27 protein-coding genes are annotated in these 24,814 nt (G+C 48.8%); all 27 read left to right on the top strand.

Annotated elements, in window-relative coordinates:
• The first annotated feature begins 55 nt into the window (after positions 1-55).
• The gene (locus C805_RS11975; RefSeq protein WP_016214113.1) at positions 56-463 is read left to right on the top strand and encodes a helix-turn-helix domain-containing protein; all 408 of its coding nucleotides are present in this window, start codon (positions 56-58) and stop codon (positions 461-463) included.
• A 48-nt stretch (positions 464-511) separates the two neighbouring features.
• Positions 512-1,501, top strand: coding sequence for a DUF5688 family protein (locus C805_RS11980; RefSeq protein ID WP_016214114.1), 990 nt, complete (start codon positions 512-514; stop codon positions 1,499-1,501).
• 18 nt (positions 1,502-1,519) lie between these two features.
• A complete protein-coding gene (locus C805_RS27320) occupies positions 1,520-1,648 on the top strand; it encodes a hypothetical protein (protein WP_016214115.1) in 129 nt (42 codons plus the stop codon).
• A complete protein-coding gene (locus C805_RS11985) occupies positions 1,626-2,168 on the top strand; it encodes a JAB domain-containing protein (RefSeq protein WP_016214116.1) in 543 nt (180 codons plus the stop codon). Before C805_RS27320 ends, C805_RS11985 begins: the two co-directional genes overlap by 23 nt.
• A gap of 4 nt (positions 2,169-2,172) precedes the next feature.
• Entirely contained in the window at positions 2,173-3,156 is a 984-nt protein-coding gene (locus C805_RS11990) for a DUF3991 and TOPRIM domain-containing protein (protein ID WP_016214117.1), read from the top strand.
• Positions 3,157-3,186: 30 nt separating this feature from the next.
• Entirely contained in the window at positions 3,187-3,399 is a 213-nt protein-coding gene (locus C805_RS11995; RefSeq protein ID WP_016214118.1) for a hypothetical protein, read from the top strand.
• A 131-nt stretch (positions 3,400-3,530) separates the two neighbouring features.
• The gene (locus C805_RS12000) at positions 3,531-4,373 is read left to right on the top strand and encodes an LPD28 domain-containing protein (protein ID WP_242832683.1); all 843 of its coding nucleotides are present in this window, start codon (positions 3,531-3,533) and stop codon (positions 4,371-4,373) included.
• The gene (gene mobC, locus C805_RS12005; protein ID WP_016214120.1) at positions 4,374-4,706 is read left to right on the top strand and encodes a plasmid mobilization protein; all 333 of its coding nucleotides are present in this window, start codon (positions 4,374-4,376) and stop codon (positions 4,704-4,706) included. It abuts the gene before it with no gap.
• 18 nt (positions 4,707-4,724) lie between these two features.
• Positions 4,725-5,078: a hypothetical protein gene (locus C805_RS12010; protein WP_004055757.1), complete on the top strand. Its 354-nt coding sequence runs from the start codon at positions 4,725-4,727 to the stop codon at positions 5,076-5,078.
• 15 nt (positions 5,079-5,093) lie between these two features.
• A complete protein-coding gene (locus C805_RS12015) occupies positions 5,094-6,551 on the top strand; it encodes a relaxase/mobilization nuclease domain-containing protein (RefSeq protein ID WP_016214121.1) in 1,458 nt (485 codons plus the stop codon).
• Positions 6,552-6,614: 63 nt separating this feature from the next.
• On the top strand, positions 6,615-7,763 hold the full coding sequence (locus C805_RS12020) for a coiled-coil domain-containing protein (RefSeq protein ID WP_016214122.1): 1,149 nt from the start codon (positions 6,615-6,617) through the stop codon (positions 7,761-7,763).
• On the top strand, positions 7,763-8,158 hold the full coding sequence (locus C805_RS12025) for a hypothetical protein (RefSeq protein WP_016214123.1): 396 nt from the start codon (positions 7,763-7,765) through the stop codon (positions 8,156-8,158). The genes C805_RS12020 and C805_RS12025 overlap by 1 nt, the downstream gene beginning before the upstream one ends.
• Positions 8,159-8,170: 12 nt before the next feature.
• The gene (locus C805_RS12030; RefSeq protein WP_016214124.1) at positions 8,171-8,419 is read left to right on the top strand and encodes a hypothetical protein; all 249 of its coding nucleotides are present in this window, start codon (positions 8,171-8,173) and stop codon (positions 8,417-8,419) included.
• Position 8,420: 1 nt separating this feature from the next.
• Positions 8,421-9,563, top strand: coding sequence for a PcfB family protein (locus tag C805_RS12035; protein ID WP_016214125.1), 1,143 nt, complete (start codon positions 8,421-8,423; stop codon positions 9,561-9,563).
• Between the two features lie 6 nt (positions 9,564-9,569).
• Positions 9,570-11,789 carry a VirD4-like conjugal transfer protein, CD1115 family gene (locus C805_RS12040; protein WP_016214126.1) on the top strand — a complete coding sequence of 740 codons (2,220 nt, stop codon included), beginning with the start codon at positions 9,570-9,572 and terminating at the stop codon, positions 11,787-11,789.
• 144 nt (positions 11,790-11,933) lie between these two features.
• On the top strand, positions 11,934-12,323 hold the full coding sequence (locus C805_RS12045) for a hypothetical protein (RefSeq protein WP_004055745.1): 390 nt from the start codon (positions 11,934-11,936) through the stop codon (positions 12,321-12,323).
• A gap of 65 nt (positions 12,324-12,388) precedes the next feature.
• Positions 12,389-13,231 (top strand): hypothetical protein, encoded by an 843-nt coding sequence (locus C805_RS12050; protein WP_031200980.1) that lies wholly within the window; start codon positions 12,389-12,391, stop codon positions 13,229-13,231.
• A 9-nt stretch (positions 13,232-13,240) separates the two neighbouring features.
• On the top strand, positions 13,241-14,335 hold the full coding sequence (locus C805_RS12055) for a DUF4313 domain-containing protein (protein WP_016214127.1): 1,095 nt from the start codon (positions 13,241-13,243) through the stop codon (positions 14,333-14,335).
• A 24-nt stretch (positions 14,336-14,359) separates the two neighbouring features.
• Positions 14,360-14,782, top strand: a complete 423-nt coding sequence (locus C805_RS12060) for a PrgI family protein (protein ID WP_016214128.1) — start codon at positions 14,360-14,362, stop codon at positions 14,780-14,782.
• A 414-nt stretch (positions 14,783-15,196) separates the two neighbouring features.
• The gene (locus C805_RS12065) at positions 15,197-17,575 is read left to right on the top strand and encodes a VirB4-like conjugal transfer ATPase, CD1110 family (RefSeq protein ID WP_004055739.1); all 2,379 of its coding nucleotides are present in this window, start codon (positions 15,197-15,199) and stop codon (positions 17,573-17,575) included.
• Between the two features lie 189 nt (positions 17,576-17,764).
• Positions 17,765-18,676 carry a DNA-methyltransferase gene (locus tag C805_RS12070; protein ID WP_051075013.1) on the top strand — a complete coding sequence of 304 codons (912 nt, stop codon included), beginning with the start codon at positions 17,765-17,767 and terminating at the stop codon, positions 18,674-18,676.
• Positions 18,657-20,882: a C40 family peptidase gene (locus C805_RS12075; RefSeq protein ID WP_242832661.1), complete on the top strand. Its 2,226-nt coding sequence runs from the start codon at positions 18,657-18,659 to the stop codon at positions 20,880-20,882. The genes C805_RS12070 and C805_RS12075 overlap by 20 nt, the downstream gene beginning before the upstream one ends.
• Positions 20,883-20,892: 10 nt before the next feature.
• Positions 20,893-21,498, top strand: coding sequence for a hypothetical protein (locus C805_RS12080; protein ID WP_016214131.1), 606 nt, complete (start codon positions 20,893-20,895; stop codon positions 21,496-21,498).
• A gap of 33 nt (positions 21,499-21,531) precedes the next feature.
• Positions 21,532-22,434, top strand: coding sequence for a hypothetical protein (locus C805_RS12085; protein WP_016214132.1), 903 nt, complete (start codon positions 21,532-21,534; stop codon positions 22,432-22,434).
• A gap of 18 nt (positions 22,435-22,452) precedes the next feature.
• Positions 22,453-22,824: a hypothetical protein gene (locus C805_RS12090; RefSeq protein WP_016214133.1), complete on the top strand. Its 372-nt coding sequence runs from the start codon at positions 22,453-22,455 to the stop codon at positions 22,822-22,824.
• A 5-nt stretch (positions 22,825-22,829) separates the two neighbouring features.
• The gene (locus C805_RS12095; RefSeq protein WP_016214134.1) at positions 22,830-23,393 is read left to right on the top strand and encodes an MT-A70 family methyltransferase; all 564 of its coding nucleotides are present in this window, start codon (positions 22,830-22,832) and stop codon (positions 23,391-23,393) included.
• A gap of 844 nt (positions 23,394-24,237) precedes the next feature.
• Positions 24,238-24,519, top strand: coding sequence for a TnpV protein (locus C805_RS25760; protein ID WP_371197643.1), 282 nt, complete (start codon positions 24,238-24,240; stop codon positions 24,517-24,519).
• Positions 24,520-24,814 lie beyond the last annotated feature (295 nt).

Raw genomic sequence — 24,814 nt, forward strand, 5'->3', positions numbered from 1 at the left:
GAGAAATCCCCGGCTTATTATCTGCAATAAAAAGTGCAGAGTGAGGTGAAGAAACATGACTTATGGAGACAGGCTGAAATTTATACGCACATTCCGGCAGATGACGCAGAAGGAGCTTGGAAATGCCTGCAATTTTGGGAAGAACGGACACCTGTTCATTGCACAGTATGAAAATGGAACCCGTACACCAAAACCGGACCGTAACCGTTGTATTGCAGAGGCTTTGGGCGTAAATCCAAAAGTGTTGATGTGGGATGCGGAAATGCCGCATGAGGATATTGTCTTTCAACTGTGCTGGGCGTATATCCTTCCGTCGTCAGACTATCCGCTGTCCCTGACAGATGCAGTTCTGGAAGAAATACAGGTTTTTATGTCGGAATACAATATGGCGCTGGAAGGGCAGTTGTCTGAAACGGAATATATTGAAAAGAAGTTCGGGTTCATGAATGGAATTGAAAAATAATGCGGGGCATAGGCATGTACCACGCTTTTGATTGGAGGAATGGAATTTATGATGGATTATGAGGTTTTCAAGGAAGTTGTAAAAGAAAATTTACTGGATTATATGCCGGAGAAGTATCAGGACTCGGAGATGCGGGTTGACTCCGTGGAGAAAATCAACCGTAAAATGGATGGATTGAGCCTTCGTTTGGAGGGTGGGGGCAGTATTTCACCAACCATATACATCAGTGATATGTATAAGGAGTATTTAAGGACAGGGGATTTGCAGGAAACTATGCAGAATGCGGCAGAGGCAATGGATAAGGCATTTCAGCAGACAGTGCTGCCGCCGCTGGATTTGCAGGCGGCAAAGGACAATATCATATTCCAGCTTGTAAATACCATACAGAATGAAGATATGTTACAGAAAATGCCGCACAGGGAGTTTCAGGACCTGTCCATTATTTACCGATGGGTAGTAAGCATGGATGAGAAGGGATTTTCAAGCACCATGATCAACAACAATCTGGCAAAGGAGCTTGGAATGGGAGAGGAACAGTTGTTTAAGGCTGCTGCGGAAAACACAAGGCGTATCCTGCCGCCCACAGTAAAATCCATGAATGAGGTAATGAGGGAAATGTTTATTGCTGACGGTATGCCGCCATCAATGGCAGACCTTATGATTGGAGAAATGGAACCGGAACAGACCATGTGGGTTATCTCAAATGAGTGTAAAATCAGCGGTGCGGCTTCCATGCTTTATGAGGATAAGCTGCACAAACTGGCAGAAAAAGTGGGAAGTGACCTGTATGTGATGCCTTCTTCCGTGCATGAGGTGATCGCTGTGTCTGTAAATATGGGTGAACCGGAGCAACTGGCACAGATGGTTGCGGAAATAAACATGGATCAGGTGGAACTGGGAGAGAGACTTTCTAATCAGGTGTACCACTATGACAAAGACCTGCGGAAGATTACGCTTGCAACTGACACGCCAAACAAAAGGCTGGACGGAGTTGTGGCAGAACAGGGACACATTTATGAAGCGAAGCAGTCCAGATAGGAGGTTTAGCGGATATTTATGGAAGAAACACCAAAAGAACTGACTGTAAAGGAACTTATGGAACTGGTGCAGCGGCAGGAGGGGGAATTTATTATCCGTATTGAGCCGGGAGGGGAGAAAGCAGATGCAGGAACAGGAACCCTTTAAACTGGAAGTCGTATCGGTAAGGCTGGTAAAGGATGCGCCGCTGTTTTCAGACCATAAGATCACAACTCCCCAGGATGCCGTAAAAGTAGTGGGGGATTTTTTATGTGAAATGGACAGGGAGGTGCTGTGCATCATTAACCTGAAATCGGATGGAAGCCCTATTAATTGCAGCATTGTAAGCATGGGGGCAGTCAATCAGACCATTGCAGAGCCGAGGGAGCTGTTTAAGGCAAGCATCCTTTCCAATGCGGCGAAGATGATCCTAGTCCATAACCATCCGAGCGGTAGCCTTACCCCCTCCAAACAGGATACCATGATTACAGACCGGATGCTGAAACTGACGGACCTGATGGGGATTACGCTGCATGACCATGTGATCGTAGGAGGCGACAACAGCCAATATTTCAGCTTTAATGAAAAAGGGCTGCTGGAACACCCGAAAATTTATCTCTCTACAGACTATAAATCACTGGATTTTGGGAAAACGGCAATGGTAGCGGAAAAAGGGAAAGCAAGGTGAGGCGATGGAAGAAAGAAGAAGTTTTACGGCAGAGGAACTTGCGATTGCAAAGAGCGTTGACCTGACAGCGGTAGCGGCAAGCCTCGGCTACACTGTGAAAAAGATAGGCAGATACCACACCCTGAAAGAAATGGATTCGATACGGATTTACAACCGCACGAACTGGTTCCGGTGGTCAAGGGAACATGAAAGGGGAAACAACGGCGGTTCGCAGATAGATTTCCTGCGTGTCTTTGCGGGCATGGAAGTCAAGGACGCTGTTTTCTGGCTGCTTGATTTTTCAGGATACCGGAGGGACGGGGACTGGGACAAAAAGAGTGCCAATGTGTATGTGGAAAAAAAGCATTCCACGGAAGAAAAGAAAAAGCCTTTCGTACTTCCCGCCCGTTCAAAGAACAATGACTGTCTTTATTCGTACCTGACAGGGGACAGGGCGCTTGACAGGCATACAGTGGATTATTTTGTAAGCTGCGGACTGATCTATGAAGAAAAGAGCCACCACAACATTGTCTTTAAGGGGAATGACGTGCAGGGGAAAACACGCTTTGCAAGCATGAGGGGAGTGTTTGACCGGGACGGGAAAGCCTTTAAGTGCGACGTGGCAGGCAATGACAAGAATTACGGGTTCAATATCTGGTATGGGAACAGCGATGAGGTCATGGTATTTGAGGCGGCAATAGACCTGATGAGTTATGTGGAAATCCGTGGGGATTATGAGACAAACAAGCTGGCGCTTGGGATGCTTTCCGATGCGCCGCTTGCCACATTTTTAGAGGAACACCCGAAAGTCAGGAAGATTTCTTTCTGTCTTGACAATGACGAACCGGGCAGGAAAGCGGCGGATGCGCTCATGGAAAAATACTACGGACTGGATTATGAGGTGGAGAACTGCCCGCCGCCGAAGCCGTTCAAGGATTACAACCAGTGGCTGCAGGAAGCAAAAAAATGTCTCATAGCAGCCACGCCAAAACGGGAAATGGCACGGTAATCTGCCTGATTGCAAAAAGTGAGTTCATTCATGGAAAAAGAACTTAAAAAGTGCAATCATTCTGTAAAAGTGATTGCAAAAAGCACTATCATTGAAAAACGGCAGAAAAAGCGGCGTGGCTGCCCTCCCAAAAATGAACTTAAAAAGTGCTATCAGAACAGGAAAATGATTGCAGAAAGTGCAATCAAAATAAAAATATTCTATCATATTTTAAGTTCACTATATGTATCAGCGGGGTTTTAGGGGCAGTCCCCTAACCAGAGGCACTTGTATTACAAAGTGCGTATCTGGCAAATTCCTATCGGAATTTGAGCGGGGGCAGAAATCATGGGATTCATTTTATACAGATAAGGAGGTGGCTGCAGTTGGAAACCGTGGATGTGCAGAAAGAGGTGCTTGAGGAAGTAGAATTACTGGGGCGGACAGGATATTTCACAGAGCTGCGTGTGGATAAGGAAACAGTGCCGGAGGAGATGCACTGTTATGAGCTGCGGTATGGTGATGACGACGGGTTTCCGGTGTCCGTGGAGGAAAGCGTCAGGGTAAATTATTTTGGAGCGGTTCTTTTTACGGAAACGCTGGAACTGGGAAACGAAAAAGCCCTGCAATTCGGATATGAGGATTTCAGCTACACGGGCGGGCAGATGTATCTATCACAGGTAATAGGAGGGCAGGAGCCGGAAGATTTTAAGGATGGGAAAGAACTTGCAGAGTTTGTTGCAGGGGAAATTTCCATAACGGAGGAAGAAGGTCAGAAACTGATTGGCTATATGGAAGGGCATGATTATTGCCTGGGACACATGGACGGAAAGATGTTCCGGGGTGATCTGTGCTGGGAGCAGGGGAAAGTGCATTGGGAACCATATGATATAGAAGATGCGGTCAATATAGCTGCGGAATGGAATTATGAGCTGCTACAGGAGGCAGAAGAGGCAGTGTTAGATCCGGAAGATGATGATTATGCAGATAAGAAAAACTATCTTGACACCCTGCGGAAAGATGAAGAAATTCTGGATAAGATGTTTGACCGCACAAGGTACGGAAAAGAGCTTGATGCGCTTGCGGTGACGCTTGCTGAGGCGCTGATTGCGGATATAAGCAGGGAGGGTGGGATTGATGCCGCTGTCAGGAAAATGACAGACCAGATAAAAGCGGGGGAGGACCTGCTCCCGGATGTTTCCCCTGCATTAAAGAAGGACGGAGGGAGGTCACGGTAGATGGCGGCAGAAAAAAAGGACATCATCAAGCCTTTCCGTCTGACACAGCAGGAGGCGGACAGGCTGAAAAAGCAGGCTCAGGAAAGCGGTATGAAAGAATCAGAGTATATCCGGCTGCTGCTGTCACAAAAGCCCAACGATTACCCTGAAATCCGTATCCTCCTGAAAGAGCTGATCAATGAGGTCAACGCAATCGGGAACAACATCAACCAGATTACAAGGAACTATAATTCAAAGCTGTACCGCACGGAGGACAGGGAGCTTTTGAGCGCTTATATGAAAAAGCTCAACATGACTGTAAGGGCGGCGGCGGATAAGATAGGCAGCATGTAAGGAAGGGGGGGGAGCCATTTGACGGATACACTGACGGAGACACAGGAAGAGCGCCTGCGTGAGAACGGCTATTTTCTCTATCAGGGCTGTCATTTCAAGCCGGTGCGACAGTTTGAGAAAAACGAGGGGGACTTTTTTGACATTACGAGGCGGCTGAAACGTGACGATGAGCTTGGCATGATGAAGGAGGACTATTACGGCAGACAGAAACACCCATATTCCCATAAGGAGTTTTATGCAGCATCCACGGACAAAACAGCGGATATATTTTTCTGTCTTGAAACAATGAAACAGTATGTCCCCTGTGAAAATGAAATGCAGGAGTATGTCACGGAACCGGAAAAGAAACAGGACAGAGGGAAAACAAGGTAAAGGCGGCGGAAAAGATTGGCGATCAGCAAGATACTTTATATCGGGGACTGCGGTGCAGGGTATGCGGGGAAGCACTTGAAACAGGCACTCGATTATATCACCGTGCCGGAGAAAACAGGCGGAGGGCAGTTCGTGGGTTCCCTTAACTGCCAGCAGGAACAGGTATATGAACAGATGCGGCAGACAAAGGAACAGTTTGGAAAGACGGATCAGAGGCAGGGCTACCACCTGATCATATCCTTCGTGGAGGGTGAAGTGGATGCGGATACTGCCTTTGAGGTGATCGGGAAGTTTGCAAAAGAGTATCTCGGCAAAGACTATGAGGCTCTGTATGCGGTGCATGACAACACAAACCATATCCACGGTCATATCATCTTCAACAGTGTCAGTTTCCGGGACGGCAGAAAGTACCGTTATAAGAAAGGGGACTGGGCAAGGGAGATACAGCCCGTCACGAACCGCCTGTGTGAAGAGTACGGGCTTTCCACGATTGAAATATCAGAGGACAGGGCGAAGAAATCTGAAAATTATAAGGAATGGAACGATTTTCGGGATGGCAGATTTGTGTGGGCGGACATGATAAAGCGTGACATTGATGCGGCAGTCATTCAGTCGGCAACCTATGAGTCCTTTTTATCCGTCCTTTCCGAAATGGGTTACGGGATAAAGAACGCATACAGGACGGAAGGAAAGCACCTTGCAATCAAGCCTATGGGCATGAGCAGGTTCAGGCGGTGTAAATCGCTTGGGGAGGATTACACGGAGGAGCGCATACGGGAACGGATCGCACAGGAGAATCTTTCTTCCTATAAAAAGGTGCAGCATGTGCAGGAAACAAAAATCGTGCGATGTCGTGTAAAACGCTATAAAAAAGCAAAAATGTCCGGCATACAGAAACGCTATTTTGCAAGGCTTTACAAAACGGGGCTTTTAAAAAAGCGCCCGTACAGCAAGGCATGGCAGTACCGTGACGACATCAGGAAAATGCAGAAATTACAGGAAGATTACCTGTTCCTTGCAAGGCACGATGCATCCACGGCGGGGGACATCAGGCAGACGGCAGCACAGATGGCGGACAGGAAGAAAGAGACTTCAAGGGAAAAAAGCCGGATATTCAAGGAACGTGCAAGAATGAAGCCGCTTTTTGATATTGCGGCGCAGATGGAGGCGCTTTTGGAATGTGAAAACTGTTACCAGCGTGGGGAAGCCCTGTTTGAGAAAGAGCATGGGCAGTATGCCGCACTGTCGGCAAGGCTTGAAAAGGAAGGATACACGGCAGGGCAGCTTGCGGAATTTAAGGAACATTACCGGAGCGAGATCGCACGGATAAGGGAAAAGGAGAAGGCAGTGGCGAAAGAGGAACGGATCGCCGCCCGCATCCTTGCGGAAATCACGGCAGGGGAGAGGGCAGGAAAACCGGAGCTGGAAAAGAAACAGGAAAAGGAGAGGGAACGGAAAGAAAAATCCAGATGAGTGTAACAGCCCCAAAACGGCTGTTTATTTTTTGCCCAAAACGGGCAGGAAGGGAGGACATTGATGCAGGAACGGACGGCGCTTAGCGGCATGGATCTGAAAGCATATCTTGGCAGGCTGAAACAGAACCCGAAGTATACGGAAGAAATCTTAAAGCTGATAGAGGATGACCTGCGGTTCGGTCTGACAAAGGAGGAAACAGAGGAATACAGCGCTGGCAGATACGATTACAGACAGATGTGCGTGTATTCCCGCTGTCTGCGCAACGGTTACAATGAGGAGGAAAAGGCTGCAATCTTAAAAGAGGGGTTAAGCGGCGACCAGATGGCGGTGGCGCTGGAGTTTTATGAAAAAGGCGTCCCGATGAATACCATAACCGAAGTGCTTTCCAGTGCGGAAAATACGGCGTATACCATGAAACGCCTTTTTTCACAGGTGCTTTGCAAGGCAAGGGAGGCAGAGCCGGTGAGCGGGCAGGATGCGGCGTATGCAAAGGAACTTATGCAGCAGATCCATGAGGTGGTCGAAAAGATTTCCTGTCAGGAAAAACGGTATGACGCCTTAAATGAGAAACTGAAAGAGATCGGGACGGCGGGGCAGGATGCACAGATACAGAGCAACCTCCTTTCACAGCTTTCCGAAAAGGACAAAATGCTGGAAAAGCAGCAGAATGAACTAAACGAGGCAAGGGTGCAGATTGCAAGGCTGCATGGTGAGATAGAAGCAGTAAGAAAGGAGCGGAAAGCATTGGAGGAACAGGTAAAAAATATGGTCAGTGCAGAGCCGGAATCGGCGGCAGAACCAAAAAAGCCGGAAAAGGAAAAGAAGCCGGAAACAAAGGCGGAAAGCAGTGCGCCCGCTATGCCGGAATCGGCGCTTTATCCCGGAATCGAATACCATGCCGCAGTCGTGGACAGGGACGGCAATATTATCCGTTTTGTCCCGGTGGAGCGCATGGAGCGGAAAGACAGGGGGAGCGTGATGAGTTCCATGTTCTCACGGCTTTTCTTGAAGAAGAAAACGGACATTGTAAAGCTGCTTGCGGAAAAAGACCTTTCGCCGGAACAGCTTGTGCAGGTACGGGGAGCCATTGAGAAAGGGCTGTCAGAGAAGCAGTTGCTTGTGCTGATAAACAATAAAATCCCGGCAGAACAGATGGAAGAGATCATAAACATCGCAGTCTATGAAAACAAAATGAAGGAGGGGCAGTAATGGGACTGGCAGCAGTAACGGAGACGGCGCAGATGTTCCAGCAGAAAAACATTGTCCTGACAGAGCGGGACAAGGAGTTTGTGGTACAGTTTGCTTTCCGTACAAATGACAAAGAACTGACAAACAAGCTGATTGATGAGCTTACGGAAGCGGGTGCAGACAGGGATACGGTATGCAGGAAATATCAGGCACTCACGGGTTCCCAGCTGGACTGGATACAGAAGATCGAAAACCTGCTCGTGTCGCTTGAAATGTACCGTGTGCAGGAGGAACAGGCAGTAAAGACCTTATCGGAACTTCTGTCTGCCTGCGGCATTTCCATGAGCGAGGAGGAAATCAGGAATACGGATACCGCAAAAGTGCAGGAGCGTGTCAAGAAAGAAGCAAGTTTATAGGAGGCGTGGTATATGAACTTTACGTTGCATGATGATTATATCGTAATAGCTACCCTGCCCACGGACAGTAAACAGATACAAATGGGGATACACCAGAAGAACGGCAGCTTTGCCACATGGGAGGTTGCAGATGGAAATTACCAGCAGACACATTATTTTTCAGACAGGGACAGTGCAACCGAAGATCTGTGCAGGCGCACACTGGATGAACTGCGCCTGAAAAAGCAGGTACAGAAAAAAGAACAGGGAAGGGGGAAATAGTATGGCGGAAGAAATACAGGAGGCAGTCCAGATTATCCGTGTCGGCTATGACGGGATAGAGATTGCAATGAAGGTCTGCGGCGGCACTATCGAGGGAATGAAAAAGGCGGTTGATTTCCTGATTGCGGTCATGGATCATGAAAAAACGATGGGAAAGACGGACATGCGCAGGCTTCTTATGAAAGGCGGGGACCTGCAGGTGTTCCAGTTCCCGACAGAGGATATGAAGAAAGTCCAGAAGATGGCGAAAAAATACGGGCTTTTATATTCCGTCCTGCCCGACATCAACAAAAAGGACGGCATGAGCGAGATCATTTTCCACACGGAGGCAGTCCCACGGGTAAACATGATGATACAGAAACTGAAATCCGGCAGGCTTGCCACGTTTGACGATTACCTGAAAAACGGGGACGAAAAGGAGATGGATAAGGTGCTGTCTTTCCTGAAAGAGCAGAAAAAGGGAAACGACAGCCTCCACACTGAGGAAGCGGCAAGGGTGGGAGAAGCTCTTGACGGGCTGATTGAGAAAGTCGGCAGCTATGCGATGGAGAAAAAGAGCATCAGTGTGGAGGAAGTAAAGGAAAATTTCAGCCTTGAAAACGAACAGGCGGAAAAGGTAGTGGGGCAGCTTGAGCGGATCGGCGTCCTTTCCAAAGGGGAAGGCGGGCAGCACAGAGTCCTTATGGATAAGGAAATGTTTTTAAGCCGCATGAAAGGATACCGTGAGCTTGCGCAGCGTATGCAGGCAGTAGCCGCCGCACAGAATCCTGACCTTACGGACATTACCATTACAAAGAAACTGATAACGGAGGAAAATGACCATGCCGTAAAGACAAGGATACCGGGAACTTGGGGAGAAAATGCCCAATATGTCTGGATCAATAAGGACAAGGCAATGGAAATCCATGATGGAAAGACCATACTGACTTTTCTTGACCGTAACAAGGAGTACAAGATTTATTCGGCGGACAACCGTGTGGTCGCAACCATGAAGGGAAAAGACCTGTACGAAGGGCATTATGACAGGGTAAGTGCGGAGGTGCGGAAACGGTATGCGGACGTGGAGCGGAAAGCAAAGGAGCAGGAGCTTATGCGGAAGAAAAAGCCCGCACCGAAAAAAGCGCCCGCACCGAAAAAGAGGTAGCCGCCTATGGTACAGAACAAGAAAAAAGTATCCCTGTGGTTTATCGTACTGGGGGCAGTCCTTTGTGCCTATGCAGGGTATCTCCTGAACGGCGCATGGGAGCCGGGAATGGAGATGAATGCCTTTCTGGAGTCCTTCAACCGTGTGTGCGCCGAACCATTTGCAAATTATTATAACCAGACAACCATGAAAGCGGTAGTGATAGCCTTAATCGTCTATGCTACCGCCCTTTTAATGTATATCACAAGCCAGCGGAACTTCATGCCGGGGAAGGAATTTGGAACGGCAAGGTTTGAATCACCCAAAATGGCAAACAAGATACTTGCGGACAAGGACGAAAATTTCAACCGCATTTTGAGCCAGAACGTGAAGATGTCGCTGAATTTCCGGCGGCTGAAACTCAACGGGAACATTCTGATATGCGGCGGTTCCGGCGCAGGAAAGACCTTTTATGAGGTAAAGCCGAACCTGATGCAGATGCCGCATAACTGTTCCTTTATCTGTACCGATCCCAAAGGGGAAATCCTCAGAAGCTGCGGGGAGATGTTAAGGAACAACGGATACAGCGTAAAGGTCATAAACCTGCTGGAAATGGAAAAGTCGGACTGCTACAATCCCTTTTCCTATATCCGTGAGGAGACGGACGTGGTAAAGCTGATCACGAACCTTATCAGCAATACCACGCCAAAGGGCGCAACTCCCTCCGATCCCTTCTGGGAAAAGGCGGAAGGGCTGTTCCTACAGGCAATCTTCTATTATGTGTGGCTGGAAGAGCCGCCTGCAAGGAGGAACTTTGAGACAGTCTTACAGCTTTTGGGGGAGGCGGAAGTGACGGAACAGAACAAGCCTTCCAGACTGGACGTGCGCATGAAATTCCTTGAGGAAACTTCAAAGCTCGGCTCGGCGCACCCTGCGGTGAAACAGTACAACAAATGTATGCGTGGTGCGGGCGATACTGTCCGTTCCATCATCATCAGCGCAAACTCCCGGCTTGCTTTTTTGGAAAACAAGCAGGTACTCCGGCTGCTGTCAAGGGACGACTTGGACCTTGCGGAACTTGGCATTGGCGTGAACGGGGACGGGGAGACAAAAACAGCGCTGTTCTGCGTCATTCCGGATTCCGACAAGTCCTACAACTTCATTATCGGAATGCTTTATACACAGATTTTTCAGGAGCTTTACTATCAGGCAGACTTCAACTGCGGCGGGCGGCTCCCGATCCATGTGACCTTCATGCTTGATGAATTTGCGAATGTCGCACTGCCGGATGACTACTGTTCCCTTCTGTCAACCATGCGTTCAAGGGAGATTTCCAGCATCATCATTATCCAGAATTTCGCCCAGTTAAAGGCGCTTTTCAAGGACACTTGGGAAACCATTCCGGGCAACTGCGACACGTTTATCTATCTTGGCGGCAATGAGCAGAGTACGCACAAGTATGTTTCGGAACTGCTCGGCAAAGGCACGATTGACAAGAAATCAAGCGGTGAGACAAAGGGCAGGCAGGGAAGCTCCTCACGCAATTACGACGTGCTTGGCAGGGAGCTTTTCACAGCGGACGAAGTGCGCAAGCTGGACAACAAGAAGTGCATTATTTTTATCCGTGGCTTTGATCCGATTATGGACAGCAAGTTTATCCCATTCGGACACCCGGCATTTGACCAGACCGCTGACGGGAAAGGGAAGCCGTATGTCCATGTCCCAAACAGCGGAGGTGGAGGACAGGCGCTGCCGTTCCAACTGCTGACACCGAAGGCTCTTTCCTATTATGAGGAGCTGAAAAAGAAGGGTGAAAATGTCTATATTGACAAAATCGACTACAAGGACTTTGAACTTCTCACTGATGCCGGAATGCAGAAACGCTTCATCAGCATGGAGGAACAGGAGCAGAAGGAACAGCTTAACAGGGAACAGGACAATGAACTCATGTATGCACAGGAGGACGTGCCGGAACCGGAGACAGCCGGAACGAAACCAAAGCAGGCGGCAAAAGAGCCTGTGCCGGAACCGGAGGCGGCAGGGCGCAGGCTGGAGGGCGAAGATACCATTATGAACCGTATGGCGCAGTGGAAATATTCCAAAGAGCAGAAGAACGAGCTGCATAAAATGATTGCGCTTGGTATGCCCACAAAGACCATACTGGCGGTATTCTACCCGGAAACAGACGTCATAAAGATGCGTGAGATCAGAAAGACATTCCAGACTGTGCGGCATTCAGAAAACTAGGGGCAGTCCCCAATGGAAAGGCGGTGGTTAAAGCAGTAACGCATCGGGGAAAGCCCGACTTAACAGTATTCCGGGGGAAAGCCCCGTCATGATAGAGCAGTCAGTAACAGTTTATAAACCAAAATGGAAAAGGAGATTATTTTTATGCGTAGAACAGAGATTATTTCAGGAACAATGGCAGCAGAAACAGTGGCAGCAGAGACAAAGGCAGGAAAGGGAAGATTATCAGGGGCAAAGAAGGCTGTGACGGCGTTCTGCGGTGCGGCGTACCTTGCCGTGGGCGGACTGCCTATGACAGTGTTTGCATCAGGGGCAGGAACCAGTGCGATCACACAGCCCCTTGACAACTTAAAGACACTCGTGATTGCGGTCATCGGTGCGGTGGGTGTCATTATCCTTGCAAAGAACGTCATGGAGTTTGCGCAGGCATACCAGCAGCAGGATTCCTCCACCATGAACTCGGCGCTCAAGGGAATTGTGGCAGGGATCATGATGGCAAGCATTTCTGCTGTCCTTACTTTTCTCGGTTTCTAAAAAAAACAGCAGCGGGGGAGGGCGGGATGCCGCCTTTCCCTGAAAAGGAAAGAGGTGAGGATTCAGTGGATATTTTCAAGTTAGGGGACAAGATACTGGCTCTTCTGGAAATGGTGTTCGGGTTCTGGAACAATCAGGTAAGCCTTGTATTTGCCCTGTTGGGGCAGTCCCCGGTAAATTTTAAGGGCGGAGGTCCGTGGGGGCTGGTGGAAGGCGTGGAGCCGATTTTCGTGGCAGTGGGTTCTTCCCTTGTGGTGCTGTTCTTCGTGATCGGGTTCTGTGCGGAGAGTGTGGACGTGCGTGAGGAAATGCGCTTTGAGGTGATCCTGCGTATGCTGATAAGGCTCGGACTTTCAGAATGGCTTGTGGCAAACAATGTCACTATCATGAAGGCATTTTTTAGTACAATCGGGAACCTTGTGAACGCACTGTCGGCGGGCGGCTACACGACGCTTGCCATTGACAGCGCACAGGCAGACGTCATAAAGGAGCTGGGTTTCGGTGAGGGGCTTATCATGCTGATACTGGCGGCACTTCTGAGCGTCATTGTCATTATCTGTGGCTTTTTTATGATATACACGGTGTACTTCCGTTTTTTAAAGATCATGGTCATCGTGCCGATTGGCTCCATTGCCTTTTCCACGCTGGCAGGCAACCGGAACGTGGCAAATACGGCAAGCACCTACGCCAAATATTTCTTATCCGTGGTGTTTGAGGCAGTCACGATGGCGCTGGCAATCATGCTGTGCAATGCCTTCATCAGTGCGGGGCTTCCGTCCTTTACGGGCAGTTACGCAGACTGGGCGAAAACGCTCATTTACCTGTGTGAGATGACCTTTACGATTGCCCTTACCGTGGGAAGCGTCAAAGGAGCGCAGTCGCTTACAAGCAAGGCATTAGGATTATAGGAGGGCTGTATGGAAATAAGACCATTGACTAAGGCGGAACAGAAATACACTTACAGGCAGAGTATGCAGATCAGCGGGCAGACAGGAAGCATTGGCGTCATGTATGGGGGATATAAGAGTGATAAAGAGTTCTATTCCAGATTTTATGACTTAAATGAACGATGGAAAACAAGGGAATTTGAGGAGGGGCTGGAAAACCTCCTGAATAGCCTGCGTTCTGACAAAGACGGATTTATGCGGAATCTGGATACGATGCGTGAATATACAGCCTGTCATCCGCAGAACGCATTTCAGGGGAAGGAAGCAACGGAGTACGGTTTTCGTGCGGATACGGAAAAGTATGCCTATGTGATGCGCTGCAATCCTGCAAAAGAAAATGATAATGTTGAAATCCACTGTTATGTGAAAGAATGGCTGGATCAGCATATCAGTAAGGCAGAAAAGGGTATCCGGTTCATCAACAGCAGGTATGATGAACTGTTCCACATTGCGGATGGAGAGAAGATCAAAATCAGGTATTCAGGCGGCGGGGAACAGGAGCGTGTCTGCCGCTATATTGACGAATATCATACGGAAGTCGGCAACAACCTGTACCACATCTGCCAGTTTGCAGAAATCATGGAACGGAACGGCTCGGAATATACGCCAGTGGAACCGGAAACAGTGCAGGCGGAGGAAAAAGAGCAGGCGCAGGAAAATAAAACGGAGGGGACGCTGGAACTGAAAACCCAGTTTGGGACTACGGAAAATGTGACGCTGACAGTCAACACCTACGTGGACAACAACAGCCTTTATGTAGGAATGACAACAGCAGAGGACGGCTTCCCGGAGCCTTATGGCGACGTGACGGTAAACCTGCTTTCTTCCGTACCGCCCTACTGTGCCTTTGTGGATACAAACAATATGCCGGAGCTTGAGGACTTCCTTGTGAAAAACGGGATTGCCGAGTTTACAGGGCTGATGCAGAAAAGCGGGTATTGCAGTTATCCCCTTTATCAGTTCAATGTGGAAAAGATGCGTGGACTCTGCCCGGACGGAATGGCGGCATATGAGCAGGTAAACGGACTGGATAAAAAGCCGGAGCAAAAGGAAAAGAGCAGATAGGGAATTTATGCAGGAGGTGTAAAAATGGTAATTGAAATCAACAAGGATATAGACCGTTATAAGGAATCGGTTGTCATGGGGCTGACGGCAAAGCAGCTTATCTTCTCCGTGGCGTCGGTTGCGGCGGGCGGCGGGATCGTGCTGCTGCTGTACCGCTATATCGGTCTTACCCCCAGTGTGTATGTGGCAATCCCGGTTGCCGCCCCGATAGCGCTTGGAGGGTTCTATTCATTCAACGGCATGGGGTTTTACGAGTATATGGGGAGAAAGATGCGTATGCTCTTTGCCAACCGTCCGCTTGCCTATGTGTCCACCGAAGGGGAGGAAACAATCCGTGAGATCCGCATGGAAGAAGAAGCGGAAAAAAAGGCGGATAAGAAGAAGGGCAGAAAGAAAGGCAGCGGAAAAAAGAAAACCAGCAAAAAAAATAAGAAAGGCAGGAAATGAGAATGAAAAAGAAAACAGTGAAAGCAGTAGCAGGGATCGTTGCAGTTGTAGTGACAGCCATTATCGGCACAGCCATTTACAGGGCAAGGCATTAAGGAACGCATAAAAAGGAAAGGAGGCAGGCGCATGAAAAAGAGGACATGGAAGAAAGGCATTCCAGGGAAAGTCGCTGCTGTTGTTGCAGTCATTGCAGCCGCAGTCGGCGTGATTGTGTACAGGATCAGACATCAGGAGGAAATCCATTGATTCAGAGTATGGGGGAACAGCGCCGTACAGAAACCGATAAAAAGAAGCAACTATAAATGGAATGACTGACCTTTACTGGTCGGAAAGTTCCGGTATCATGCAGCCGGGACTTTCCGGCTGCAATACCTTATGGCAATGCTGAAAACAGCATGGAAAAGGAGGTCAGATTTGGGCATATTTGCAGACGGATTTAAGGAGCTGAAAAAAGCAAGTGAACCGCTTTATAAAACTCCGAAATCCATACAACAGACGATTGAGATCATGAAGGTGGCGGAGAACGGCATTTTTGAGGTGGCAAGGAACCGCTTCTCAAAGTGTTACCGTTTTCAGGACATCAATTACACCACTACCAACGAAACGGAGCAGATTGACATCTTTGAGCGTTACTGCAGGTTTTTAAATTCGCTGGACGTGAATTTCAAGATCACAATCAACAATAAAAACAAGGACATGGAGCAGGTCAGGGACTATGTGTTCTTACAGAAGAAGAATGACGGCTATAATGGGTTCCGAAAGATCTACAACGACATCATGGAGCAGAAGATACATGAAGGCAGGCAGGGAATCGATCAGGAGCGTTACCTTACCATTACCATTGAGCGCAAGAATTTTGAGGAGGCAAAGGCGCAGTTTGCAACCATTGAGGCGTCGGTGCATAAGGCGTTCGGGGAGCTTGGCGCAGAGATTGTCCCGCTTTCCGGCAATGAGCGCATCAAGGTGCTGTATGACTACTACCATCTTGGGGATGAGGGCAGCTTTGACTTTGACATCAGGGAGGCAAGGAAGGTCGGTGCGGACTTCCGCAATGACCTGTGCAACGGCATGATACAGTTTTACCCGGACTATTTCAAGGACGAAAAGAAATTCTGCCGTGCATTGTTCATCAAGAAATACCCGTCCAGCCTTTCAGACCGTTTCCTGAATGAGATCACAAGCCTTCCGGTACATTCCATTACAAGCATTGATGTTGTCCCTATCCCAAAGGACATGACAACAAAGATTTTGCAGAAGAAGTACCTCGGCATTGAGTCGGACATCATCAGGCAGCAGCGTGTGAGGAACAAAAACAACGATTTTTCATCGGAAATCTCGTATAACAAGAGGATTGAGAAGAAAGAGATTGAGGAAATCATGGACGACGTAAGGGAAAATGACCAGTGCCTTTATTATGTGTCCGTGACGGTTATCCTTATGGCGGACACGAAAGAGGAGCTTGACAGCATGACGGAAACGGTGGAAACCATAGGCAAGCGCAACTCCGTCACGATAGAGGAACACTATCTGAAGCAGAGGGAATCCTTAAATACTGCGCTGCCGATTGGGGTCAGGCAGGTGGAAACCATGCGCACCATGCTGACACAGAGCCTTGCGGTGCTGATGCCTTTCAACGTGCAGGAACTGAACGACAAACAGGGGTGTTATTACGGTATCAATCAGGTATCGAAAAACATCAATATCGGGAACCGCAAAAAGCTGATTAACGGCAACGGCTTTGTGTTCGGCGTTCCCGGTTCGGGCAAGTCGTTTTTCTGTAAAATGGAAATGGGCAACGTGTTCCTCTCCGGCAATGATGAGATTATCGTCATTGACCCGATGAATGAATACTTTGACATTGCCCAGACTTACGGCGGGACAGTGGTAAATATGTCAACCTACACGGATAACTATGTCAATCCGCTTGACATGGACGTATGGAGTCTTGACTTGAACGACAGCAAGGGCATGATAAGGGAAAAAGGCGAATTTATGCTCGGACTGTGTGAACAGTGCATGGGGGAAAGCCTTAATTCAAGGCAGAAGTCCATCATTGACCGCTGTGTGCGCAAGCTCTACATTGAGATTGCAAGGAACAGGGAGAAATATGTGCCGATCATGTCCGATTTTTATGAGATACTGATGAACCAGCCGGAGGACGAGGCAAGGGATATAGCGCTGTCACTGGAACTGTTTGTCAACGGTTCGCTGAATATATTCAACCACCAGACAAATGTTGATGTGGATAACCGCTTTACGGTGTACGGAATCCGTGATTTGGGTACGGAACTTTCGCCTATCACCATGCTTGTAATGATGGAAAGCATACAGAACCGCATCATTGCAAACGGCAAGAGGGGCATTGCGACATGGCTCTATATTGACGAGTTCCACGTACTGTTAAATTCGGAGTATTCCGCAAAGTATTTACAGCAGCTTTGGAAGAAAGTGAGGAAACAGGGCGGCTTGTGTACCGGGATCACGCAGAACATCGTTGACCTGCTGCAAAATTATACGGCTACTACCATGCTTGCCAACTCGGAGTTTGTGGCACTCTTGAAGCAGGCGAACACGGACAGTTCACGCATGGCAGAGGTTATCGGCGTGTCGGAGGCGCAGTTGCGCTTTGTAACCAACACGTCAAGCGGCATGGGGCTTATGAAGTGCGGAAACGTGGTAATCCCTTTTGACAATACCATTGAGAAAGGGACGGACCTCTATAATTTATACAACACAAATATCCATGAGAAAATCGCAATGGAGAAGAAAAAAGAGTGTGCAGGACAGAAATAAAGAAAGAAGCAGACAGGACACCCAAGCCGGAAAGGTTCGGGTGTCCTGTGCTTTTTAAGAGGGAAGGTGATAAATATGGACATTGGTGTGTCTGGAAACGGTCAGATACAGGGTGTGGCGGCAGAGGATATTGTGGCTGTGAGGAGTAATGTCATTATCAATAAGGACTGCCTTGCAGCATTAAAAGAAATGCCGGATAAAAGCGTTGACTGCTGTATCACATCGCCGCCCTATTACGGACTTCGTGATTACGGGGTGGAAGGGCAGATTGGCAGGGAGGCAACACCGGAACAGTATGTGGAAAGGCTGGCAGAGGTTTTTGCGCAGCTTTACAGGGTACTTTCAGACAGTGGAACTTTCTGGCTGAATATTTCAGACTCGTACTTTGGCACAGGGAGCAAGGGGGCATGTCTTGATCCGAAAAACCCCAAAGGGAGGAACGGACAGAAAGTTTCCCTTACACAGAATGTCAGGGGGTGCAAGAACAAGGACATGATAGGCATTCCGTGGATGGTGGCATTTGCTTTGAGGGATTCGGGGTGGTATCTGCGCAGTGACATTATCTGGCAGAAGGGAAATGCAATGCCGGAAAATGTAAAGGACAGACCTACAAGGAGCTATGAACATGTCTTTCTGTTTTCAAAATCCAGCAGGTATTACTATGATGCTTCTGCGATTGCAGAGCCGATTGCATCTGGAACGGCAGCAAGATATATGAGGGGGCGCAGTGACAGCAACAAATATTCGGTTGCAGTGCCGGGACAGGGGAATGGAAAGGTGCAGGGAATCAACAGACCGAGAAAACAGGGTGAGATAAAAAAAGATGATATTTCCCAGTACAGGAACAGCAGGGATGTGTGGCTGATCAACACGGTTGCCTACAGGGGAGCGCATTTTGCCGCATTTCCCCCGAACCTGGCATTAAAATGTATCCTTGCAGGATGCCCGGAGAATGGAATAGTGATTGATCCTTTTTTTGGCAGCGGCACGACAGGGATGGTTGCAGCAGAAAACGGACGGCGTTATATCGGTATTGAGCTGAATCCTGAATACTGCATACTTGCGGCAGAACGGATTGGGGGTGTGCAGATTGAACATTAAAAAAGTAGATGACAAGCCTATGGTGATTCACACAAAGGAAAAGCCCAAACTGAAAGTAAAGGGAGCGCCGGAAACAAAAATCAAGGGCAGGAATGTCCTTACCGTACAGCATGGACCGAAGATTGCCGGAAGTGCGTCAGGGAAAAACGTGGCGGCAGACGCAAAGATAAAGTTAAAAAGGAGTTCCGTCCATGTTACGGATAAGAAAAAAACGGTGCAGACAAAAACGGCGGCAGACGGCATGGAATACAGGGGCAGAAATGGCGGCGGAACTGTACAGGAAAGAAAAGGAAACGGAACAACACAAGGCAGAAGCGGCGGCGCAACCGTACAGGGCAGATATGGCAGCGGAACAACACAAGGCAGAACCGTACAGGGAAAATATGGCGGTGGAGCAACACAAGACAGAAGCGGCGGCGCAACCGCACAGGACAGATATGCGGACAGAAACACACAGGGCAGACAGGGGAAAGAACAGGAAGTGCGGCAGTCCGTGAATAAAGAAAACCGTATGTATGCAAAGCAAACAGGGTTTGCTTCGTACCGTGTAACAAAAGCGAAAAAAGAGGCGGCAGTCAAAAAGAAGCCTTCCCTTCCTTCCGGTACTGCTTCAGTGGCGGCTAGGACTGCATTAGATGAAATGGAGGGCGGCAGTGAAATCCATGATGCGTACATGGCGGCTTACACGCTGGCGAAGCCTGCCACAAATGCCGTGGATGCAGGCAGGAACCTTTACCGTTCAAAAGCGGCAAAAGCAAAACAGGATAAACTCAGGAAAAAACAGTCCAGAAGCCGTATCAAGGAAAAGGCTGTAAAGGAAAGTGCGGTCAAGACAGCAAGGAAAACCGCACAGACGGCGGCAAAGGAAACCGCAAAGGAAACAGGGAAGAAAGCGGCGAAAGAAACATCAAAGGCGGCGGCAAAGACGGCAGCAGCCACAGCAGGAACAGGGGCAGGCGGCGTACTTGTTGGAATTGCAGCAGGAGAAGCCGCCGGGATTGCAATGGATAAGCGTGATGTGAAAAATTCCACCAGAAACCGCATGATAAAGCTGTTTGTGGCAAAAATGCGTCAGGAAGATAATCAGGATAATATCGGGAAGGCATTAAAGGACATTGTTCTGATGCGTTTTTCCATGATGGCAAAGTATGTCGTGAAGTATGTGGGGCTGTTTCTTCTTGCGTTGTTTGCGATAGTGGCGCTCATTGCGCTTCCAGTCATTGCTGTCATAGCGGTTATCTACAATTCGCCGTTTGCGATATTCTTCCCTTCCATATCGTCGGGGGAAACAACACAGGAAGTCTTGTCGGCATATATGTCGGAATTTAATGATGAGGTCAATGCGGAACTGAATGACCATGCCGGATATGACACAAGCGAGAAAATCTATGTTAATTATGAAGGTTCCGGCACACCGGACAATTTCTGTGACATTCTCATGGTCTACATGGTAAAGCACGGGGACGGCGACACGGCAACGGATATGACGGATAAGGCAAAGCAGAACCTGAAAATCATATTTGACGATATGTGCAGCTTTCGCATTACCAGTAGGACGGACACGGAGACAGACGAAGAAGGCAACACGACAACCACGACGGTCAAAGAGGTCCGTGTGGAGCTGAAATCGTGTTATGACATGGTTTCCGTATACGGCTTCAATGCCGAAGAACAGGAAGTCCTTGCACAGCTTATGAACCCGGAGTACCTTGCAATGCTCGGCTATACTGGCGGCGGAGGGGGCGGCGATCCGGGGGAAGGGATTTCGCCGGAACAGTATCAGGCAATCGTGGATGCCATTTCTGACGAAAACGGAAGGAAGGTTGTGGCGTTTGCGTTGTCAAAGGTAGGATACCCGTACAGTCAGGCATACCGTGACAGCGGGAATTATTATGACTGCAGTTCCCTTGCCTACTATGCCTGGCGCAGTGCGGGCGTAAGCATCATGTATGAGGGTTCCAATACGGCGGCAAGTGAGGGAAAGCTCTGCTATGACAACAACCTGCTTGTGAACTATGACGAGATGCAGCCGGGGGATCTGATATTTTACAGCTATGACAGGAACGGGCGCTTCATGAACATCACACATGTGGCAATTTATGTAGGGAACGGAAAGGTGGTGGAGGCTGCAAACACACGCCTTGGCGTTGTGTACAGACCAGTGCAGGGGCGTTCTTCCATTGTCTTTATAGGCAGACCAAGATAGGTGGTGGCATATGGGAAAAAAGAAAGAAAAAGAAAATCTTGCAGAGGAGATGGCAAAGTCATTTGAGCGGTGGGAGTACCTTATGGAGCATGGCGGCAGCGATCCGTTTTACCCGGACGGCGGCAGTCTGAACCTTGTACGGAACCACATCATTTATTATAAGCAGAAAATGGTAGAGGAGTACGGCAGGGATTATGAAAAATACCCGGAGATTTTCTACCGGGAGCCGCCGCCGGAAGTGGACAACGATTATATGGCAAGGGCGGGGGAAATAAAGGACGGTGCGGCGCAGGCGCTGGAATATTATCTTTCCGATCCCAATTTCCACTATCTCCTTGCAAACAGGGATATGCTGACAGAAAAAGAGGCAAAGCAGATCAGCCTTTATAACGTGCTTGGTTATGCTTCGGGACTTGCAAGCGCCATCAAGGACGGGGATCTGATTTCAATGCGCCGTCATGCGGGCAGACCGGAGGGGTATCTGGAGTCCTTTGCCCAGTGTGCCTCACGGATGATGAAACTGATAAGTGAAAAGAAAAAAGAGCCGGAACTGGTGCAGGAGAACGTGCAGCTTTCCCTGTTCCAGTTTGGCATGGAAGCAGGGCAGCGACGGTAAGCGCTGCCTTTTATGCGGATAAAAGGAGGAAGTATGAAATTAGAAGATATGGTTATGGTGGTGGAAAATCAGAAAGGGACGGAAACAAACTTCTTGATGGACCTGACAGACTACATGAAAGAGATATGGAGCAGGTTTGCGGAGCCTGTGGCAGATGCTATAGGCGCATTGTATAAAACAAAAGAAGGAGGGACGGATTGGAGCGATCTGTATTTTGCGGCAAACAAAAGTGTACATGCATCATTCTGTACAGGAGAGCCGCAATTAAGAGGATTCCTTGCCGGGAAATTCAACAATGGCGAATGGTCATTTGATGAGGGGCGCTGTTCTAAGGAGTGTCTTGATGTCCTGCGGATTTATAACCTGAAACCGGATGGACAGCCTTTATTCCCATACCTGCATTACGAGCCTGTGGAGCATACTTTCCATGCCGGGGAGGTGCTGCATAACATGAACGGGAACGATTACCGTGTGCTTGCAGCATTAAGCCCTGATGACCTGCTGGTAATGAGCCTGACGGACAGCCAGCTCATAGTAGGGAGAGGCGTAAAGCTATATGAGAGATACCCCAAAGGGGAACGTCCCGATGATGACAGCGTGGTTACGGGCATAGAGTGGGATCATGGCGTTTATCTTGGGAGTGATATTACAAGGGTTGATTTTGACATTCTGAAACAGGAGTACGGGGAGCCGGACAGGGTGGAGAATGTTTCAGACCTGCGGGATATGGTACGGAAGAATTTCTGGATGCAGAAAAACGTGGAGATGAAGGAAGGACTTCCGGGCAGGGTAAGGAACGCTGCAAGGGACGGTCTGGAAGATACTTTTGGGACAAGCGAGCCGGACGTATTCGATAAGATGCTTGACAAGGGGATGTATGACGGAATGTACCATGCAAAGGAAGAACAGAAACAAATATCAGGACCATCACGGTAAAAAAAGGGGGAAAACCACATGGAAAGAATGACAGGAAAAGAAACGGTTAAAAACATGGAGCATCTTGTAAAGCTGCTGCATAAGGAGTGGGAGCGCTCCGGCAGGACAAAGGCAGAAGTGTCCATAGACATTACGGATAAAAATAAAGTCGGGGCAAAACTTACGGCAGAGATTCAGGAAAGGCAGAAGCAGCTTGAGACGGCGGGCATGGACTTTAAGGAGTGCATGGCGCTTTCCAAAGAGAATTTTATCCTCCTGCGCCTTGCAAGGAAGATAAAGAAGGCAGAGGACAGGGCAGGACGGCGGGAAAATGCCGTTTCCTTTACCGTGGAGATGGATAAGGAAGAATATAAACTTTTCTCCATGCTGATAAAAGTACAGGAGGCATAGGCATATTGGGAAAGAAATATAACATCATTTATGCCGATCCACCGTGGCAGTACAAGGTGTATTCCAAAAAGGGGGAAGGCAGGAGCGCAGAGAACCATTACCACACCATGAACATTGAGGATATAAGGTCATTGCCTGTTGGAAATATAGCCGATGACGACTGTATCCTTTTTTTGTGGATCACGTTCCCCTGCCTGCTGGAAGGCATCTCTGTCATGCAGGACTGGGGTTTTACCTATAAGACCTGCGGGTTCAACTGGGTAAAACGGAATAAGAAGGCTGACACATTCTTTATGGGGCTTGGATTCTGGACACGTTCCAATTCGGAAATCTGTATTCTTGGAACAAGGGGCAGACCAAAAAGGGTATCGAAAGCTGTCCCGCAGGTGTGTGACGCACGGATCATGGAACACAGCAAAAAGCCGGACGTGGTACGGGAGCGCATTGTGGAACTGTGCGGGGATCTGCCACGGATAGAACTGTTCGCAAGGCAGAGATACGAAGGATGGGACTGTCTTGGGGACGAGATAGACGGCAGGGACATCCGGGAAGCAATATTGGAGGTATGATGAATGAGCGCAGACACGAAAACATCAAAGCTGTATGATGCCGCCATAGACGAAGTGACCGCAAGCGGGCAGGCATGGAAAAGCATATGCAGGCTTACAGGGCAGCTCTACCGCTATGAGTTTGACAATATCCTCATGGTCTACAAGCAAAGACCGAGGGCAACGCTGATTGCGGATTTCGACACATGGAAAATGGTAGGGCGGTATGTAAGGCGTGGCAGCAAGGGTATCGCAATTTTCCCGTCAAGAGCCTTAAAACCGGATATGCGGTATGTTTTCGACATATCCGATACCGGGGGCAGGGAAAGCAGGCTGACATGGGAGCTTGACCGGAACACCGTGAAAGCATATGCGGCATGGTTAAGGGAAAAAGAGGGCGCTGCCCTGCCCGGAGGGAAAGAATCTGATAAATCTTTCCTAAAAGACTTTACAGAAAGACAGATCGGAGTCATAATGGACTCAGAATTTGGTGAACGCATTACCGAGTTCGTGAATCTGGCTGGAAACAAACAGATAACAGAGAATGGCAGAGCGCAAGAGATTACGGCAGTGGAAGCGTTAAAAAGAAGCGTCATGTATGCGGTATTTACAAGATGCGGCTTTGACCTTCCCACTGAAAAACAGGATTTCTCCTTCATTACCGCATTTACAACAGAGGAGGAAGTCTACCGTTTAGGATCTCTGCTCAGCGATATATCCTGTGGCGTGCTGAGAGGCATTGCAAAAGATTTAAAGCAGATGGAAGAAAGGAGTATTGCAAATGGCAGAGATAACAATGACGTATCACGAGGGAACGGACGGGATGCTGTACCCGGACATCACGACACCGGAGGAAACGGTGAGCATGACAAACTTAGGGAAGTTCGCAGTGAGGGCGATGGAGTACCTGAAAGAGAACCACAACAGCAGATACCGGACGCTGCGGAGATTCGGGAAACTGGCAGAGAAGATGCAGGAAGTGGAGGACGAAGCGAACCGGATGATGGACGAGCTGGAGGGCAGCTACTTAAAGAACAACCCGCCGAAGGACCAAAACTCGACAATGGAGATGTGGCAGCTACGGCAGCAGGCGAGGATGCAGGCAGAGGAAATCGTGATGAACGAAGTAGTGATGAAGTTCCATTAGGGGACAGCGGACAACAGACAGAGGAAAATGAACAGCAGAATATAAGGAAAGCAGAACTTGACCGGGAGATTGAGCAGGAACTGAATGAGATCAATTCTTTGGGGAGTTCGGAAACGCAGAAAGGAAGCTATGAACAGGCTTCCTTTTTGATTGCGGCAAACGGGGATATAGAGGTTCCCAAAGAATATTCCTACCAGAAACCGGAACAGGCGCTTACCGTGCCGCATGAGTATGTGAAACAGGTGCTTATGAGGGGCGGCGTGTTTTCGGGCAGTAAAAAACGCATTTATGCAAT

This window comes from Eubacterium sp. 14-2, from assembly GCF_000403845.2.
Taxonomy (GTDB): domain Bacteria; phylum Bacillota; class Clostridia; order Lachnospirales; family Lachnospiraceae; genus Petralouisia.